The organism is Ruegeria sp. HKCCA4008, assembly GCF_013033125.1.
Lineage (GTDB): Bacteria > Pseudomonadota > Alphaproteobacteria > Rhodobacterales > Rhodobacteraceae > Ruegeria.
Genome location: NZ_WQDM01000004.1, coordinates 252,237 through 269,773, shown reverse-complemented (window position 1 = coordinate 269,773; position 17,537 = coordinate 252,237). Strand labels below are relative to the sequence as shown.

At 58.3% G+C, this 17,537-nt stretch carries 16 protein-coding genes; 10 read left to right on the top strand and 6 right to left on the bottom strand.

The window, feature by feature from the left end:
- Positions 1 to 9 precede the first annotated feature (9 nt).
- From GOW60_RS11725 to GOW60_RS11715, 3 genes are all read left to right on the top strand, one after another.
- Entirely contained in the window at positions 10 to 1,038 is a 1,029-nt protein-coding gene (locus tag GOW60_RS11725; RefSeq protein ID WP_171118054.1) for an SIS domain-containing protein, read from the top strand.
- Positions 1,035 to 2,168: an N-acetylglucosamine-6-phosphate deacetylase gene (gene nagA, locus GOW60_RS11720; protein WP_171229412.1), complete on the top strand. Its 1,134-nt coding sequence runs from the start codon at positions 1,035 to 1,037 to the stop codon at positions 2,166 to 2,168. The genes GOW60_RS11725 and nagA overlap by 4 nt, the downstream gene beginning before the upstream one ends.
- 183 nt (positions 2,169 to 2,351) lie before the next feature.
- The gene (locus GOW60_RS11715) at positions 2,352 to 3,224 is read left to right on the top strand and encodes a bifunctional allantoicase/(S)-ureidoglycine aminohydrolase (protein ID WP_171229411.1); all 873 of its coding nucleotides are present in this window, start codon (positions 2,352 to 2,354) and stop codon (positions 3,222 to 3,224) included.
- On the opposite strand, the gene bhcR is transcribed toward GOW60_RS11715, so the two are convergent.
- The gene (gene bhcR / locus GOW60_RS11710) at positions 3,202 to 4,050 is read right to left on the bottom strand and encodes an HTH-type transcriptional regulator BhcR (RefSeq protein WP_171229410.1); all 849 of its coding nucleotides are present in this window, start codon (positions 4,048 to 4,050) and stop codon (positions 3,202 to 3,204) included. The genes GOW60_RS11715 and bhcR overlap by 23 nt on opposite strands.
- 169 nt (positions 4,051 to 4,219) lie before the next feature.
- Here bhcR and bhcA point away from each other — a divergent pair, with 169 nt between their 5' ends.
- The 4 genes from bhcA to bhcD all read left to right on the top strand — a co-directional run bounded on the left by bhcA (position 4,220) and on the right by bhcD (position 8,651).
- Positions 4,220 to 5,410: an L-aspartate--glyoxylate aminotransferase BhcA gene (gene bhcA, locus GOW60_RS11705; RefSeq protein ID WP_171229409.1), complete on the top strand. Its 1,191-nt coding sequence runs from the start codon at positions 4,220 to 4,222 to the stop codon at positions 5,408 to 5,410.
- Positions 5,410 to 6,378: a beta-hydroxyaspartate dehydratase BhcB gene (gene bhcB, locus GOW60_RS11700; RefSeq protein ID WP_171229408.1), complete on the top strand. Its 969-nt coding sequence runs from the start codon at positions 5,410 to 5,412 to the stop codon at positions 6,376 to 6,378. The genes bhcA and bhcB overlap by 1 nt, the downstream gene beginning before the upstream one ends.
- A gap of 27 nt (positions 6,379 to 6,405) precedes the next feature.
- Entirely contained in the window at positions 6,406 to 7,569 is a 1,164-nt protein-coding gene (bhcC, locus tag GOW60_RS11695; protein WP_171229407.1) for a 3-hydroxy-D-aspartate aldolase BhcC, read from the top strand.
- Positions 7,570 to 7,685: 116 nt separating this feature from the next.
- The gene (gene bhcD, locus GOW60_RS11690; protein ID WP_171229406.1) at positions 7,686 to 8,651 is read left to right on the top strand and encodes an iminosuccinate reductase BhcD; all 966 of its coding nucleotides are present in this window, start codon (positions 7,686 to 7,688) and stop codon (positions 8,649 to 8,651) included.
- Positions 8,652 to 8,817: 166 nt separating this feature from the next.
- Here bhcD and GOW60_RS11685 read toward each other — a convergent pair whose 3' ends face one another.
- Genes GOW60_RS11685 through puuE form a run of 3 tightly spaced genes read right to left on the bottom strand, consistent with a single transcriptional unit; the run spans position 8,818 to position 12,190 of the window.
- Positions 8,818 to 10,242, bottom strand: coding sequence for a uracil-xanthine permease family protein (locus tag GOW60_RS11685; protein ID WP_171229405.1), 1,425 nt, complete (start codon positions 10,240 to 10,242; stop codon positions 8,818 to 8,820).
- Between the two features lie 53 nt (positions 10,243 to 10,295).
- A complete protein-coding gene (locus tag GOW60_RS11680) occupies positions 10,296 to 10,781 on the bottom strand; it encodes an ureidoglycolate lyase (RefSeq protein WP_171229404.1) in 486 nt (161 codons plus the stop codon).
- Positions 10,778 to 12,190 (bottom strand): allantoinase PuuE, encoded by a 1,413-nt coding sequence (puuE, locus tag GOW60_RS11675; RefSeq protein ID WP_371813354.1) that lies wholly within the window; start codon positions 12,188 to 12,190, stop codon positions 10,778 to 10,780. Before puuE ends, GOW60_RS11680 begins: the two co-directional genes overlap by 4 nt.
- Positions 12,191 to 12,336: 146 nt before the next feature.
- Between puuE and uraH the strand changes: the two genes are divergently transcribed.
- On the top strand, positions 12,337 to 12,690 hold the full coding sequence (gene uraH / locus GOW60_RS11670) for a hydroxyisourate hydrolase (RefSeq protein WP_171229403.1): 354 nt from the start codon (positions 12,337 to 12,339) through the stop codon (positions 12,688 to 12,690).
- 5 nt (positions 12,691 to 12,695) lie between these two features.
- On the opposite strand, the gene GOW60_RS11665 is transcribed toward uraH, so the two are convergent.
- Complete coding sequence (locus GOW60_RS11665) at positions 12,696 to 13,616, bottom strand: LysR family transcriptional regulator (RefSeq protein WP_171229402.1); 921 nt, start codon at positions 13,614 to 13,616, stop codon at positions 12,696 to 12,698.
- 101 nt (positions 13,617 to 13,717) lie between these two features.
- Here GOW60_RS11665 and GOW60_RS11660 point away from each other — a divergent pair, with 101 nt between their 5' ends.
- On the top strand, positions 13,718 to 14,950 hold the full coding sequence (locus GOW60_RS11660) for a urate hydroxylase PuuD (protein ID WP_171229401.1): 1,233 nt from the start codon (positions 13,718 to 13,720) through the stop codon (positions 14,948 to 14,950).
- A gap of 53 nt (positions 14,951 to 15,003) precedes the next feature.
- On the opposite strand, the gene GOW60_RS11655 is transcribed toward GOW60_RS11660, so the two are convergent.
- Positions 15,004 to 15,906 (bottom strand): LysR family transcriptional regulator, encoded by a 903-nt coding sequence (locus tag GOW60_RS11655; RefSeq protein ID WP_171229400.1) that lies wholly within the window; start codon positions 15,904 to 15,906, stop codon positions 15,004 to 15,006.
- A 155-nt stretch (positions 15,907 to 16,061) separates the two neighbouring features.
- Here GOW60_RS11655 and xdhA point away from each other — a divergent pair, with 155 nt between their 5' ends.
- Entirely contained in the window at positions 16,062 to 17,525 is a 1,464-nt protein-coding gene (gene xdhA / locus GOW60_RS11650; RefSeq protein ID WP_171229399.1) for a xanthine dehydrogenase small subunit, read from the top strand.
- The last annotated feature ends 12 nt before the right edge of the window (positions 17,526 to 17,537 follow it).

Below are 17,537 nucleotides of genomic sequence, written 5' to 3'. Positions count from 1 at the left end.
CCTGGGAAAATGCCTGACACAACCACTCAGATGCGGCGCGAGATCGATGAGATTCCCGACGCCGTAGACCGCCTTCTGACCGAAGGTGCAGATTTGATCGCGCAAACCGCCGACGAGATCCGGGCCCGCGACCCGCGATTCCTGATCTCGGTGGCGCGCGGATCCTCGGATCATGCGTGCAGCTTTCTGAAATATGCCTCGGAACTGTTGCTTGGTTTGCCGATGGCTTCGGTCGGACCGTCGGTGAAATCCATCTACGGGGTCGACATGCGTTGCGAGGATGCAATCTGCATCTCAGTCTCACAATCCGGTCAGAGCCCGGATATCGTGCAGCTCACGCAGTCGCTCACATCCGGCGGGGCTTACTCGGTTGCGATCACGAACAACCCTGCCTCTGCCCTGGCCGAGGCGGCTGCGGCAACGCTGCCCATTCACGCGGGCCCCGAACTGAGCGTCGCGGCGACAAAGACATTCGTGACGTCTCTGGTCGCCGGGCTGTGGCTGATTGCGCAGGTGAAGCGCGATGATCACCTGTTACGCGCAATCCATGGGCTGCCGGACAGTTTGTCGACGGCAATCGCCTGCGACTGGAGCGCCGTGGCGGACGCGGTGGATGGGCGTTCTTTGTTTACCTTGGGCCGGGGCCTGTCTTTGGCAATCTCCAACGAAGCCGCGTTGAAATTCAAGGAAACTTGCCAGATCCACGCAGAAAGCTATTCGGCGGCCGAGGTTCTGCACGGCCCGGTTTCCATCGTGGATCAGGGCTTTCCCGTGCTTGCCCTGTCGTCCGGGGATGCAGCAGAGGACAATCTGGCCGAAGTTGCGGACGCACTAGCGTCCAAAGGCGCTGTGGTTTTCGCCACAACCGGCCGCGTGAAACACGCCACGGAACTGCCCCATGTCCGGACGTCGCATTGGATGACGGACCCGATACCGACAATCGCTGCGTTTTACGGAATGGTGGAAAAGGTGGCCACACAACGCGGGATCGACCCGGACACACCACGCCATCTGAAAAAAGTGACGGAAACGGTATGACCAGCTCTACTGTTACCTTTGCGGGCGGCCCGATCTTCGATGGCACTGAATTGCGTGAAGGATACGCCGCACGGTTCAGAAACGGTGTGCTGGATGCGTTGCTGCCTGCGGCCCAGATCGCACAGGATGACCAGATCGAGGATCTGCATGGCGACATCCTCAGCCCCGGCTATGCGGACTTGCAGGTGAACGGCGGCGGGGGCGTGATGTTCAACGACGATCCATCGGTTCACACGCTGACCCAAATCGCCAGCGCTCATCGCGCGCTGGGTGCCACTCGCATCCTGCCAACCCTGATCACGGACACGGCCGAGAAAACCCGGGCCGCGATTGATGCCGCCATCCAGGCCGTTCAGACGGGTGTTCCCGGCATTGCGGGCCTGCATCTGGAAGGTCCGCACCTGTCTGTGCGACGCAAGGGTGCACATGATGCCGCCCTGATCCGCCCGATGCAGCAAACCGATCTGGAAATTCTGATCGACGCTGCAAAACACCTGCCTGCATTGATGGTCACGCTGGCGCCCGAAAGCACAACTCTGCAACAGGTTGAAGCATTGAAGCGCGCGGGGGTCATCGTTTCTCTGGGGCATACGGACGCGCCTTTTGAAACCTGCCAGGCGTTTTCAAGGGCCGGGGCGCAGTGCGCAACGCATCTGTTCAATGCGATGAGCCAGCTTGGCAGTCGTGAACCGGGGCTGGTCGGCGCGGCGCTATCCTGCGGATCGTTATCGGCGGGCTTGATCGCGGATGGCATCCATGTTCATCCCGATACGATGCGGATTGCCTGGGCCGCCAAGCGCGGACCAGGGCGGATTTTCCTTGTCAGCGATGCAATGGCGGTCGCCGGAACGTCACTGACCGAGTTTCAGTTGGAAGGACGCCGCATCCGGCGGGAAAACGGCAGGCTGACTTTGGAGGACGGCACTCTGGCCGGGGCCGACTTGTGCCTGACAAAAGCGGTGCGGGTTCTGACGGAACAAGCAGAGATCCCCGTTCAGGATGCACTCGCCGCAGCGACAAGCGTTCCGCTTGGGATGATTTCCGGTAAAAGCGCAGGACTGAAACCTGACCTGTCGCAGATGATACGGATTGCCCCGGATCTGTCCGGGGTCGGACCGGTGCAACGCTGACCCAATCCTCGTTGATCCGACCGGCTGCGCAGCGCGCGCATGATGCCAATGCTGCGCGCGCTTACCGACGGCCAAATACTGATTTTTCAAATCTTCACGAATAGAGCTGTCAACTTTTTGCGGGTGGTCCGCCCCGATCCTTCGGCGCATATTTCAGGCATATGACATTTTTCAGGAGCATGCATGACCGCCAAGTATTATTCGCCACACGGTGGGCATCCTGGTCAGGAGCAATTGCTGACTGACCGCGCCGTATTTACTGACGCGTATGCAGTGATCCCAAAGGGAACGATGCGGGATATCGTGACCAGTTTTCTGCCGTTTTGGGACGACACCCGCTTATGGGTGATATCACGCCCGCTAAGCGGCTTTGCTGAAACCTTTTCGCAATACATCATGGAGGTTCAGCCCGGCGGTGGCTCTGACCGGCCCGAGACCGATCCCGAAGCCGAAGGCGTTTTGTTCGTGGTCGAAGGCACAGCGACCTTGACGGCCGACGGCACGACCTACGAGCTGACTCCCGGCGGCTATGCCTACCTGCCCGCTGAATGCAACTGGACCTTACGAAACCGAGGTGGTGAGACCCTGCGCTTCCATTGGATTCGAAAGGCTTATGAAGCGGTGGAAGGGCTTGACCGCCCGGACGTTCTGGTTCTCAACGAAAATGAGATCACGCCGACGCCGATGCCCGGAACCGACGGCAAATGGGCCACGACGCGCTTTGTCGATCCAAGTGACCTGCGGCACGATATGCACGTGACCCTTGTGACTTTCGAGCCCGGCGCCGTCATTCCTTTCCTTGAAACACATGTGATGGAACATGGTCTGTATGTTCTCGAGGGAAAGGCCGTCTACAGGCTGAACAATGATTGGGTAGAGGTCGAGGCCGGCGATTACATGTGGTTGCGAGCGTTCTGCCCGCAGGCCTGCTATGCAGGCGGGCCGGGTAAGTTCCGTTACCTGCTGTACAAAGACGTGAACCGTCATATGGCATTGCGGCCGGGGCCAGCGGCTTATCCGCAGCACCGGCGCCTCAGGACAGCGGCGCAGAAATAGTCCCGCCGATGGCCAGAGTTAACTGACGCGCCGCCTTGATGACCGGGCGGCTTAGGCGCGCGATTTCGGCTTCGCTGACGCGGCTTGTCGGTCCGGATACCGAGATCCCGGCTACAGCCTCTCGGTTGATGTCGAAAACCGGCGCAGCGATACATCGCATACCCGCGTTTTTTTCTTCGTTGTCTATCGAGAAGCCCTGTGCCCTGACCTTGGCAAGATCTTCTTTCAGCGCGGCCGGGCTGGTAATCGACCGGTCCGTAAAGGCCCGCAGTTCCGTCTTGGCCAACAGCCGATCCAGCCGATCTTCATCCATATATGCCAACAGAGCTTTCCCGATGCCCGATGCATGCATCGGAGACAGCGTGCCCGGAGGGAAAAACGCCCGGATGCTGGCATGGGTTTCCACTTGGCTCAGGAACAGCACCATTCCTTCTTTTTCGACCCCCAGGTTTGCGGTCTCGCCAGTGGCCTCCATCAGCTTTCGCATCACGGGTCGGGCCCGGTCCACAAGGCTGGTGCGACGCAGGAAGCGCGAGCCGATTACGAACGCACGAGGACCGATGTGCCAGACCTGCTCGTCATGATCGAACTCGACAAGTCCCCTGCCCTCAAGCGTAACGAGAATTCGGTAAACTGTGGCGGGCGACTGGCCCATTTCGTCGGACAGCGCGGTCAACGCCTTGCCCTGCGCTTCACTCAAATACTCCAAAACTTCCATCGCACGGTCCAGAGATTTGATCGTGTTTTGCGCTGTCTTGTCGTCCCACCCCCGTGGTCTTCCACGGGCTTTTCTGCGGACTTCGCGAGTATTGTCTTGAGAATCCATAAAAACCCTTTGATCATTCGTGAAAGACTAATTCATGATATGAAAAATATAACACACTGACAATTATAAATTAAATTCAAAACGTGGTGTTTTGAAAGTCTTTTTCAAAAATATATCGGGCAGAGCGGCTAGAACTTATTGTGTGGTCAACGACGGAAGGAGACCACCCATGAGCTTTCAAAATCCCGTTTTCATTCCGGGCCCGACCAACATCCCGGAAAGCCTGCGCAAGGCCTGCGACATGCCTACGATCGACCACCGTTCGCCACTGTTCGGGCAAATCCTACATCCAGCGCGCGCGGGTGTTCAGAAAGTCCTGAAAAGCAACAGCGCCGAAGTCTTCATCTTCCCGTCGACCGGAACAGGAGGCTGGGAGACCGCGCTGACCAACACCCTGTCGGCCGGTGACAAGGTTCTGGCGGCGCGCAACGGCATGTTCAGCCATCGCTGGATCGATATGTGCCAGCGCCACGGTCTGAACGTCGAGATCGTCGAAACCCCTTGGGGCGAAGGTCTGCCAGCCGATCGTTACGAAGAGATCCTGACCGCCGACACAAGCCACGAAATCAAGGCTGTTCTTGCCACGCACAACGAAACGGCGACCGGTGTGAAATCGGATATTGCCGCTGTACGCAAGGCTCTGAATGTTGCCGGGCACCCCGCAATGCTGTTCGTCGATGGTGTTTCATCCATCGGATCCATGGATTTCCGTTTTGACGAATGGGGCGTTGATGTGGCCGTCACGGGCTCGCAGAAAGGATTCATGTTGCCTGCGGGCCTTGCCATCGTCGGGTTCAGCCAGCGGGCAATGGACGCGACCAGCACAGGGACCCTGCCCCGCACCTTCTTTGACGTGCACGACATGGCGAAAGGCTATGCCAACAGCGCATACCCCTACACACCTGCGGTTGGCTTGATGAATGGCCTCAATCAGGCTTGTGACATGCTGCTGGGTGAAGGTTTGGAAAACGTCTTTGGCCGGCATCACCGTATTGCCGAAGGCGTACGTGCCGCCGTGGGCGCCTGGGGGCTGGACCTGTGCGCGGCGAACCCTTCGGTATATTCTGACACCGTCAGCGCGATCCGTACGCCAAACGGTTTCAACGCCACCGATATTGTAACGCACGCGGCCGAAAAATACGGCGTTGCCTTCGGTGTCGGCCTTGGCGAAGTCGCGGGCAAGGTATTCCGCATCGGGCATCTGGGAAGCCTGACGGATGTCATGGCCCTGTCCGGGATTGCCACCGCTGAAATGTGCATGGTCGACCTGGGCCTGAACATCCAGTTGGGCTCGGGCGTGGCGGCTGCGCAGGAATATTATCGCGGTCATTCGGGCGCCGTTCAAAAGGACGCCGCATGATGAAGGACTGCAACATGTATATCCCGACCTACGAGGACGTGCTGGCGGCACATGATCGGATTGAACCTTTCATCCGCCGCACATCGATACGTACTTCGGACTTTCTGAACGAGCTGAGCGGTGCACAGCTGTTCTTCAAATGTGAAAACTTTCAGGAACCGGGCGCCTTCAAGGTTCGCGGCGCTGCAAACGCCGTGTTTGGCCTTGATGACGATCAGGCCAAGAGAGGCGTTGCAACCCATTCTTCGGGCAACCACGCCTCGTGCCTGTCCTATGCGGCGATGAAGCGGGGCATACCGTGCAACGTCGTCATGCCACGCACAGCGCCGCAGGCCAAGAAAGACACGGTGCGGCGCTATGGTGGGAAGATCACGGAATGTGAGCCCTCCACCTCGTCGCGCGAAGCGACCTTTGCCGAGGTTCAGGTCGCCACGGGCGGGGATTTTGTCCACCCCTACAATGATCCGCGCGTGATTGCCGGGCAAGGCACCTGCTCGCGCGAGTTCATCGAGCAGACCGACGGTCTGGACGCGGTGGTCGCACCTATCGGCGGCGGCGGCATGGTGTCCGGCACCTGTCTGACCCTGTCGACGCTCGCCCCGGAAACCGCGATCATCGCGGCGGAACCGGAACAGGCCGACGATGCCTATCGCAGCTTCAAGGCCGGCCACATCATAGCGGATGACGCACCCAAGACGATTGCCGACGGGCTGCTGGTTCCGCTGAAGGAGCTGACCTGGCATTTCGTGTCGAACCATGTCTCTGAAATCTACACGGCCTCAGAGCAAGAGATCATCGAAGCGATGAAACTGACGTGGAAACACCTTCGGATCGTGATGGAACCATCTTCGGCCGTCCCGCTGGCTACGATCCTGAAAAACCCGGACGCTTTCAAAGGCAAGCGGGTCGGCGTGATCATAACCGGGGGCAATGTCGATCTGGACAGGCTGCCCTGGCTGAACGCGTAACATCAATCCCGACATAGGAATACGGAAATGAAAGATATGACCAATCTCGACAATTTCGAAGTAGGTTTTGACATTCCGGCCAAGCCCGGAATGGATGAAGCAGATATCCAGACCCCCTCTCTTGTGCTCGATCTCGACGCGCTTGAACGCAACATCAAGAAGATGGGCGACTATGCCAAGGCGCACGGCATGCGCCACCGCGTGCATGGAAAAATGCACAAATCGGTAGACGTGGCCAAGTTGCAGGAGAAGATCGGAGGCGCCGTGGGCGTCTGCTGCCAGAAAGTTTCAGAGGCCGAAGTGTTCGTGCGCGGCGGCATCAAGGACGTTCTGGTGTCGAACCAGGTGCGTGACCCCGCCAAGATCGACCGTCTTGCCAGCCTGCCAAAGCTGGGCAGCCGCATCATCGTCTGTGTCGATGATCTGGACAATGTCGCGGATCTTTCAGGCGCAGCGGTGGATCACGGAACACAGTTGGAGGTCTTCGTCGAAATCGACTGCGGCGCTGGCCGGTGCGGTGTGACGACAACATCCGACGTGATCGAAATCGCCAAAGCGGTCGAAGCAGCCGAGAACCTGAAATTCACCGGCATTCAGGCCTATCAGGGGGCCATGCAGCACCTCGACAGCTATGAGGCGCGCAAGGAAAAGCTCGACACCGCAATTTCGATGGTAAAAGACGCGGTTAAAGGCCTCAAAGCCGAAGGCATCGAATGCGAATTGGTCTCGGGCGGCGGCACCGGCTCATATTACTTCGAATCCAACTCGGGCGTGTACAACGAACTGCAATGCGGGTCCTACGCCTTCATGGACGCCGATTATGGCCGGATCCTGGACAAGGACGGCAACCGGATCGATCAAGGCGAGTGGGAAAACGCATTCTTCATCCTGACCAGCGTCATGAGCCACGCCAAGGCGGACAAGGCGATCGTCGATGCGGGCCTCAAGGCGCAATCGGTGGACAGCGGCCTGCCCGTTATCTTCGGCCGAGATGATGTCGAGTACATCAAATGTTCAGACGAACACGGCGTCGTCATGGACCCGAACGGCGTGCTGAAGGTCAACGACAAGCTCAGGCTGGTTCCGGGGCACTGCGACCCAACCGCAAATGTACATGATTGGTATGTCGGCGTTCGCAACGGCAAGGTCGAGACCGTCTGGCCCGTATCCGCCCGCGGACGCGCTTATTGATCCGAACTTGCTATGTTTGGGAGGGCTGGCTCGGAAGCAGCCAGACAACCGCCCGCGTGTATGCTCTCCTTCCGGCGGTGGCACGCGGGCGCACGAATGTTTGATTGGAGAATGAAATGCTGATCGTACCCGAGCGTGAGATCGCTGACCTTATGACCCGACAAGCGGCTTTTGACGCGGTCGAACAGGTCTTTGCCGCAATGGCGTCCGGCGACGCCTACAACTTCCCTGTCGTGCGTGAAGCCATCGGGCACGAAGATGCACTGTACGGCTTCAAAGGGGGGTTTGACCGCGCCGGCCTGACGTTGGGACTGAAGGCGGGCGGCTATTGGCCGAACAATCTGGAAAAACGCGGGCTGATCAACCACCAGTCCACCGTGTTTCTTTTCGACCCCGACACGGGCAAGCCATCTGCGATGGTTGGCGGAAACCTTCTGACGGCCCTTCGAACGGCGGCAGCATCATCGGTATCGATCAAGCATCTCGCACGCAGGGACGCCAAGGTCATAGGCATGATAGGCGCGGGCCACCAGGCAGCCTTTCAGCTGCGCGCGGCACTGGAGCAGCGCGCCTTTGAAAAAGTCATTGGCTGGAACTACCACCCTGAAATGCTGCCGAATATCGAGAAAGTCGCGAATGAAGCCGGTGTTCCGTTCCAGGCGGTCGAGCTTGACGAAATGACTGAGGCGGATGTGATCATTTCGATCACTTCGGCCTTTGCGCCCTCGCTGATGGCGAACCATGTCAGCCCCGGAACTCATGTCGCCTGCATGGGCACGGACACAAAAGGAAAACAGGAAGTCGAAGCCGCCCTTCTGGCCAGGGCAAGCGTGTTCACGGACGAAGTCGCGCAATCCGTCAGCATCGGCGAAGCGCAGCACGCGGTGGCCGAAGGCCTGATCCAGGAAAGCGACGTGGCGCAGCTTGGCGCGGTCATCAACGGCACCGATCCGGGCCGGATATCGGACAATCAGATCACGCTGTTCGATGGCACGGGGGTGGGCCTTCAAGATCTTGCGGTCGCCGCGTCCGTGGTTGACCTTGCCGTTCGGAAAGGGGTCGCGATCGAGGTCGATTTCTGAAGCAAGACGGCGACACCTTCTTGGGCATTGTCTCGGCGGTCCTTTTGGGCGGAGAGCTTTTGACAGCAGATCTCCATTAAATGGTGACCAAAAAATGAAACGCGGCGCGCCAAGGCGCGCCGCTTCATGTTTTTTCCAGGGCGATCAGTGTATCAGGTCGAACGCATCAGACGTGGTCGTCTTGCTCGATGGACCCAAGACCATGTCCGGCCATACCGCCCGAGACCTCTTCCGTCGCTTCGTCGGAAAGTTCTTCGGGAAGCACCAGATTCAATACAATGGCGATGACGGCGGCGGGCAGGATTCCTGATGTCGCCAGAACCTTCAATGTGCCGGGCAAGTATTGCAACGCGTCGGGTTCCAGCTGCAAACCCAGCCCAAGGCTCAGGGCGATTGCAAAAATCACCATGTTGCGCCGGTTCCAGTTCACGTCCGACAGCATCGAAACCCCTGCGGCAACAACCATGCCAAACATCACGATCACGCCGCCGCCAAGAACCTCGATCGGAATGGACGAGATTATCGCCCCGATCTTTGGGATAAGCCCACAAACGATCAGGAAAACCGCGCCGATGGTCACGACCATGCGGCTCATGACTCCGGTCATGGCAATCAACCCGACATTCTGGCTGAAAGACGTGTTCGGCAGCGCCCCAAACAGGCCAGAGATCGCAGTACCAAGACCATCGGCATAGGTCGCGCCCTGTATTTCCCTGTCGGTGGCTTCGCGGCCAGCGCCCCCTTTGGTGATACCGGATACGTCCCCAACGGTTTCAACGGCAGAAACAAAGGACATTGCACAGAAACCGATGATGGCCGCGACCGAGAATTCAAGACCAAAATGCAAGGGGTTCGGCAGAGCAAAGGATGCCACGTTGCCGACGTTGCCCAGATTCACCTGGCCAAGCAGGAAGGCCACGGCGTATCCGACCAGCAGTCCGATCAGAACCGCCGACACCGACAACATGCCCCGGGCAAAGAATTTCAGGCCAAGCGTGACCACGATTACGGTTCCGGCCATGAACCAGTTCAGACCCGAGCCATATTCCTCGGTACCTATGGCGGGCACACCGCCGGCGGCATATTGGATGCCGACTTTGACAAGGGCCAGGCCGATCATGGTCACCACAAGGCCCGTAACCAGCGGCGGAAGAGCAAAGCGAATACGTCCAATGAACAACCCGAGGAATGCGTGGAACAATCCACCAACAACGATACCGCCCATCAGAACGGCAATGGCGTCGACGCCCTTTCCAACCACCAGCGGGATCATGATCGGGATGAAGGCAAACGAAGTCCCCTGCACGATGGGCAACCGGGCACCAACAGGACCCACACCAATGGACTGAAACAACGTGGCGACGCCCGCGAAGAACATCGACATCTGGATCATGTAGATCATCTGTGGAAAATCGGGGCTGTTCGAGCCAAAGCCGAAACCGGCCGCGCCGCAAACGATAATGGCTGGCGTGACGTTGGACACGAACATCGCCAGCACATGCTGAATTCCAAGCGGCACCGCCTTCAACAGCGGCGGAGTATAATTCGGATCGCGGAGTTGTTCCGGCGTTCCGATGGATGCATCTGACATTTGGTCTTTCCTCCCTTGAGGTTCGCAGCCGGCTCCTCTTCCGGCAACGCGCCTCATTCTGTGATTTCAAACGCCTCCTCGAACCAATGCTCTTCGAGGTTGGGCCCGGCTCCAATTCGGTCGACCACCGCAAAAAGTCCGGGCGCATGAAGCGGGGTCAGAACGCCATGCCAGGTGTTGCGATGATAATTCACTCCCTGTCCGGGCGCTGTTTTGAAGGCGATGGGCCGCCCGGGTGTTCCGTTTTCATCCGGGGCCACAACCACGACAAATGGCTTGACCGACAAAGGCAAAAAAGCTTGGCTGCCATCCGGATGGCGTTCAACCATTTCCAACTTGATCGGCAGGCTGAAGGCTTCGGACTGAAACACGCTGATACCCGCGCGCCCATCGTGGAAATCCAACACGGCCCGGTCGTGATAGCGGGCGCATTTACCCTGATTAATAAGCTTGTCCACCTGGCCAGCCGCTTCGATGACATCGCCGAAAGGTGCAAATGCCTCTGACGTCAAGGGGCGGAGTTTCAAGGCAGCCGTCATTGCGCGAACTTCTCGATCAGGCGCAATTCGGCAATGCGCTCGACCTGACGGCAGGCTTCGGCAAATTCGCTGTCGCGGTCATTGTCGATGCGACGGCGAAAGGCTTCCAGAATGCTGGCTTTGGTGTTGTCTTTGACGGCAATGATGAAAGGAAAGCCGAACTTGGTCGTGTAGGCTTCGTTCAACGCCGTGAACGTTGCGCGTTCTTCATCGGTCAGCATGTCCAGACCCGCACCGGCCTGTTCCGCGGTGCTTTCCTTGGTCAGGCGGCCGGCGGCGGCCAGCTTGCCCGCCAGGTCCGGGTGGGCTGTCAGAACGCCAAGGCGCTGCTCGGGCGAGGCGGAACGGAACACACGCGCCAGCGCGTTGTGGACACCAGCGGCATTGTCATGCGTCGGGCCCAGTTCCAGTTCATACGCACCTTCGGCAATCCACGGGCTATGCTCGAACACGCCGCCGAATTCCGACACGAAGGTTGGTCGATCCATTTCGGACGGGGTCAGCCGTTGCACCGGTGGGTGTTTCCTGGCCCAGTGGTCGGCAATCTGCTCGCGCGTTGCGAACCAGACACCGTCGTGGTTTCTGAAATAATCAAGTGCGCGTTTCAGCGCCATGGCACGACCCGGGCGACCGATCAGACGGCAGTGCAACCCAATCGAGAGCATCTTGGGCGCGCCCGCCTCACCCTCGGCATAGAGTATATCAAAGCTGTCTTTCAGATAGCTTTCGAATTGTTCCCCATTGGTGAACCCAGCCTGGATTGCAAAGCGCATATCGTTGCAGTCCAGTGTATAAGGCATGATCAGTTGATCCTTGCCCCCTGCCTTGATCCAATATGGCAGATCGTCGGCGTAGCTGTCGGCGATATAGGCAAAGTCGCCTTCCCTGGCGGCCAGTTCGACCGTATTCATCGAACAGCGGCCCGTATACCAACCACGGGGCGGCTGACCTGTAACCTCTGTGTGCAGGCGGATTGCTTCGCGGATCTGGGAACGTTCTTCTTCTGCGCCCATGTCCTTGTGTTCAATCCACTTCAAACCGTGGCTGGCGATCTCCCACCCGGCATGCTTCATCGCCGCAACCTGTGCAGGTGCACGCGCCAAAGCGGTTGCAACGCCGTAGACGGTAACAGGCAGATCCTGCAAAAGGCGATGCACGCGCCAGAACCCCGCGCGGCTGCCGTATTCATAGATCGATTCCATGTTCCAGTGCCGTTGCCCCGGCCAAGGGGCGGCTCCGGTGATCTCGGACAGAAACGCTTCGGATGCGGCATCGCCGTGCAGAACGTTGTTTTCACCGCCCTCTTCGTAATTCAGCACGATCTGAATGGCGATTTTGGCGTCGTTCGGCCAGTTTGCTTTGGGAACTTGCCCACCGTAACCGGTCATGTCTCGTGGATAAGGCTTCACATCGGTTTCCTTCTTCTCGAATTGATCAATACCCCAGATAATCAAAGATGTTTTTCAAAAAATGCAGAAAGCAGCTTCCCACAGACTGCCTTTGCTCCTGGATGCGAAAACAGACTAGTAACTGTATAACTTGAGGAGTAGCGCAAATGACCGGTTACCTTACAACACATGTTCTGGATACGGCACGGGGGTGCCCCGCCGAAGGATTGAAAATCGAACTGTTCCGCATTGAAGGTGCAGACCGGCAGTTGCTGAAAACTCTGGTCACCAATGACGACGGCCGGACCGACGAACAAATTCTGCCCGAAGCAGAGTTTTCAACAGGTGACTACGAACTTGTCTTCCATGCCGGGGATTACCTTGATGCCCGCGGCACACCACCTGAAAACCCGCGCTTTCTGAACGTCATCCCGATCCGGTTTGGAATGTCCGAACATTCGCATTACCACGTGCCTCTGCTGCTTTCGCCCTTCGGGTACTCGACCTATCGCGGCAGCTGAGCGACCTACCGGGCCGTATTTGCCGCCGCGATCGACGATCCGATGCGTTCGATTATGAATTCCATGAAAAGCCGCGTTTTGGGGTCCTGCATACGGCGGTGCGTAAACAGACATGCCATCTGAATCGGTTCTGGCGGCGTCTTTTCCGCCACCGGAACCAGTGTCCCGGCCTTGAGATGTTGAGCGATCTCAAAAATCGGCTTCAACGCGATACCATGTCCGCCAAGCGCCCAGTCTGTCAGCACATCGCCATCGTCTGACTCGTAGCGCCCGGAAACCCGGAACCGTTTGGGCCCCGCATCGGTCCTCAAAAGCCATTGAAACTCGGTCGCGCCCGGGAACCGCAAATTGAGACATTCGTGCTCATCTGCGATCAACGCGTCCCCGCTTTCGGGCATCCCGCGCTTTTTGATGTATTTCGGGGATGCACAAAGCACTCTTTCGACATCCGCGATCTTGCGAATACGCAGGTTGCTGTCCTCTGGCTGACCAAGAAAAAATGCCAGGTCCAGACCTTCGGTTGTCAGATCAACCTTTCGGTCGGTAAGCCTTAGCCGGACGTTCACCTCGGGGTACTCGGCAAGAAACTTCGGGACCTGCGGCGCAATCAACCGACGCCCGACCCCCAAAGGCGCCGCGACATAGAGTGACCCTTTCAGGTTTTCGGTAAGATTGACGATCTGGGCTTCGGCACTTTCGACTGCTTCTAGGATCTCTGCCGCGCCACGATAGAAAGATTTTCCCTGCTCGGTGGGGGTCAGGCTGCGTGTCGTGCGTTGGAACAAACGCACGCCAAGATGCTCTTCCAATTGCGATATACGCGCCGACGTGACGGCTGGCGAAACCCTCAGATCACGGCCCGCGGCGGACATGCTGCCCAATTCATAGACCCGGACAAAGGTTCTGATGTTATCAAGGTAGGACATTTTTTTGCATTTTTTGATACTGCTTGGTCTTTACCAGCAATACCAGAACAAAACACACTCGCATAGAGTAACCGGAAGCAAAGAATCTTAGGAGCAAAGCCATGTATGACTTGGCCGTGATGTGGGAGTGGATCGCCTTTTCCGTCCGCTGGCTGCATGTGATCACCGCGATGGCGTGGATTGGGGCGTCATTCTACTTTATCGCGCTGGACCTCATGCTCAAGCCGAACCCAGCCCTGCCGGACGGGGCCTACGGCGAAGAATGGGAAGTACATGGCGGCGGCTTCTACCACACCGTCAAATACCTGGTTGCGCCCTCGCGCATGCCCGAGCACCTGACCTGGCACAAATGGCAGAGTTACACGACCTGGCTGTCAGGTGCGGCGTTGCTCATGATCATATACTGGGTTGGTGGCGAGCTGTTCCTGCTTGATCCGACCAAAGTGGACCTGGCGCTGTGGCAGGGGATTCTGATTTCCGGCGGATCACTGACCATTGGTTGGCTGCTCTACGACCAGATGTGCAAATCCAAGCTGAGCGATCACCCGACCGTTCTGATGCTGCTTTTGTTCGTGATCCTGGTGATCATGTCCTGGGGTTACAACCAGATCTTCACCGGTCGTGCCGCGCTTTTGCATCTTGGCGCCTTCACTGCGACGATCATGACGGCCAACGTGTTCTTTCAGATCATGCCGAACCAACGGATCGTGGTCGAAGACCTCAAGGCCGGTCGGACACCTGATGCCAAATACGGCAAGATCGCCAAGGTACGATCCACGCACAACAACTATCTGACTTTGCCGGTCGTGTTCCTGATGTTGTCGAACCACTATCCGCTTGCTTTCGGCACCGAGTATTCCTGGATAATCGCCAGTCTGATCTTTCTGACGGGCGTCACCATCCGTCACTATTTCAACACGATGCACGCAACTGGGAAAGGCCCGCACTGGACCTGGGGCGTGACGGTTCTGCTAATGGTCGTGATCGCCTGGCTGTCTTCGGTGAGAAACACCGAGACATGGGAAGACGCCGAAGCGCGCGAGCTGACACCATACGAGCAGAAATATGCGTCCGCCGCGGGCTTCGAAGATGCCTATGACACGGTCTTGGGCAATTGCTCGATGTGCCACGCCCGCGAGCCGGTGTACGGCACCATGAAATGGGCCCCGAAGAAAGTTTACCTTGAAACACCCGGCGATGTCGCCCGCAACGCCGATCAAATCTATTTGCAAGCCGGGATCAGCCACGCAATGCCACCGCCATCGGCAGTGCAAATGGATGAAGAGGCACGCCAAACCATCATCGCATGGGTGCGTGAAGTCAGAAACCAATAGTCGCCTGCGTGCAAAACCATGACAGCGAACCGGGCCGTGATGCCCGGTTTTCTTTACGCGAAAAAGCGTTTGCTGTGTTGCGCGATATGTTCGACAAACAGGCGCACCTTGGGATCTTGCAGCTTTTTGTGCGGATAAAGACACCCGAAAATCGTTGGCAAGGGGGGCGTCTCGGGCAGGACCTCGACCAACCGCCCATCCTCGAGAAACTCCCGCACGTCAAAGCGCGGCTTGTTGACGATCCCACGACCGGCCAAGGCCCAGTCGGTCAGGACATCACCATCATCCGCGTCATATTTACCGCCAACTTCAAGCTTTCGCGGTCCCATGTCAGTGCGAAGGGTCCAATAGTATTCCGGAGACCTTGGATAACGCAGCAACAGGCAGTTATGGGGCATGTGCAGCAAATCATCCGGTGTTTTGGGCGTCCCAAACTGCGACAGGTAATCGGGCGAAGCGCACAGAACACGATCACAATCCGCGAACTTCCGCAGTTTCATGGTTGAATCGCCGGGTTCACCAATGAAAAAGGCGATATCCAGACCGTCGGCCAGAATGTCCACCTTGCGGTCGGACAGACGCATGCGAATCTCTGTTTCCGGGTAGCGGTCAGAGAATTCCGGCACCAGAGGCGCAACGATTCTGCGCCCGACACCCAAAGGCGCGGTGATGCGGATCGCCCCCCGAGGCGCGTCGGAAAAGCTGGCGACACGCGCTTCGGCGTGATCAAGCGCCAGCAGGACCGCCTTGGCTTCATCGTAGAAAACCGTCCCCACTTCGGTTGGTGTCATCGACCGGGTGGTTCGGTTGAACAGCCGCACACCCAGATGGTTTTCAAGCTCTTTCAACCGTTTGCTGGCCACCGCCGGGGTCAGCCGAAGATCACGCCCGCCAGAGGTGATGCTGCCCAGCTCCATCACTCGGACAAAAACACGCAGACTTTCGATGTAAGACATTGGAACCTCCCAGCAGCGAAAGGATGCGGCATGGCCTCATCTTTTTCAACGATCTGTTGAAAGTATTTGCCGTTTGCGGCGATTTTCCACCTCAATCTTTGCTCCTATGGTTCCTCTGACCACCCTCCGGAAGGCAGGGGCAGAGGGAGAATTCCATGACGCATCGCACCCACATCCAATTTGTCCTCAATGGCAAGGATGTCTCCGTCCCAGACGTGTCGGCAGGCCAGACACTTCTTGATTTCCTGCGCCTGGAACGCCGACTGACAGGAACGAAGGAAGGCTGCGCCGAAGGCGACTGCGGCGCGTGCACCGTGCTTGTCGGACGGCTTGGGCGCACGGGCCTGCGCTATGCTCCGGTCAATGCCTGTATCCGGTTTCTTGCCTCTGTCGACGGCTGTCATATCGTGACGGTTGAACATTTGTCCGGGCCTCAAGGTCGGCTGCACCCGGTTCAACAAGCCATGGTCGATCATCACGGCAGCCAGTGCGGGTTCTGCACACCGGGCTTCGTCATGGCCCTCTATGCGCTTTGGATGCAAACTCCGGAACCGACCGAAGTGCAGGTTGAAACCGCATTGCAGGGCAACCTGTGCCGCTGCACCGGTTATGAGCCGATCATCCGAGCGGCCATTGCCGTCAGCCGCTACGGCACCCCGGCCTCTGATCATCTGAACACCGAACGCGAAACCATGACCGCGCGTCTGGCGGCCCTGAAGGACGGGCGGCGCGTGGTCTCCGGACCCGAAAACAACCTGAGCATTCTGCCATCCAGCGTCGATGATCTTGCCGAATGCCTGCAAGCTTATCCAAACGCCATGATCGTGGCCGGAGCCACCGATGTGGGCCTGTGGGTGACCAAGTTCCTGCGCGACATAGGCCCCGCCATCTTTACCGGTCATCTCGAAGACCTGAAAACAGTCGAAAGACAGGGGTCCCTCCTCCTGATCGGTGCCGGCGCCAGCTACACCGATTGCCAGGACCTTCTGTCTGAACACCTGCCACACCTGTCCTCCTACTGGGATCGCATCGCAGGGTGGCAGGTGCGGAATATGGGAACCGTCGGTGGAAACATCGCCAACGGCTCACCCATCGGGGACACGCCCCCGGTTCTCATCGCGCTTGGCGCGGAAATCACTCTGCGGCGCGGTTCCGAACGCCGGACCCTGCCTCTGGCTGACTTCTTCATCGACTATGGCAAGCAGGACCGCCGGCCCGACGAATTCGTCGAAAGCATCCGCGTGCCCCTGCCCCGACCCAATGATCTGGACGCGGCTTACAAGATTTCCAAGCGCCGAGACGAGGATATTTCTTCCGTGGCCGCCGGACTGCACATGAGCGTCACAGATGGGATCATCAGCAATGTGCGCATCGCATTCGGGGGCATGGCCGCCACGCCCAAACGCGCATCGACAGCTGAGGCGGCGCTGAACGGCCAACCCTGGGCACGCGAAAGTTTCGAAGCCGCCGCTGAAGCGCTGGCCGAGGATTTCGCGCCTCTCACAGATTGGCGCGCATCGTCGGACTATCGGATGCTGACCGCCCAAAACCTGCTGCGCCGGTTCTTCCTTGAAAACGACGGCGAAACCGAAACACCCGTTCAACTGGCTTGTGCCTGATCAGGAGACGAA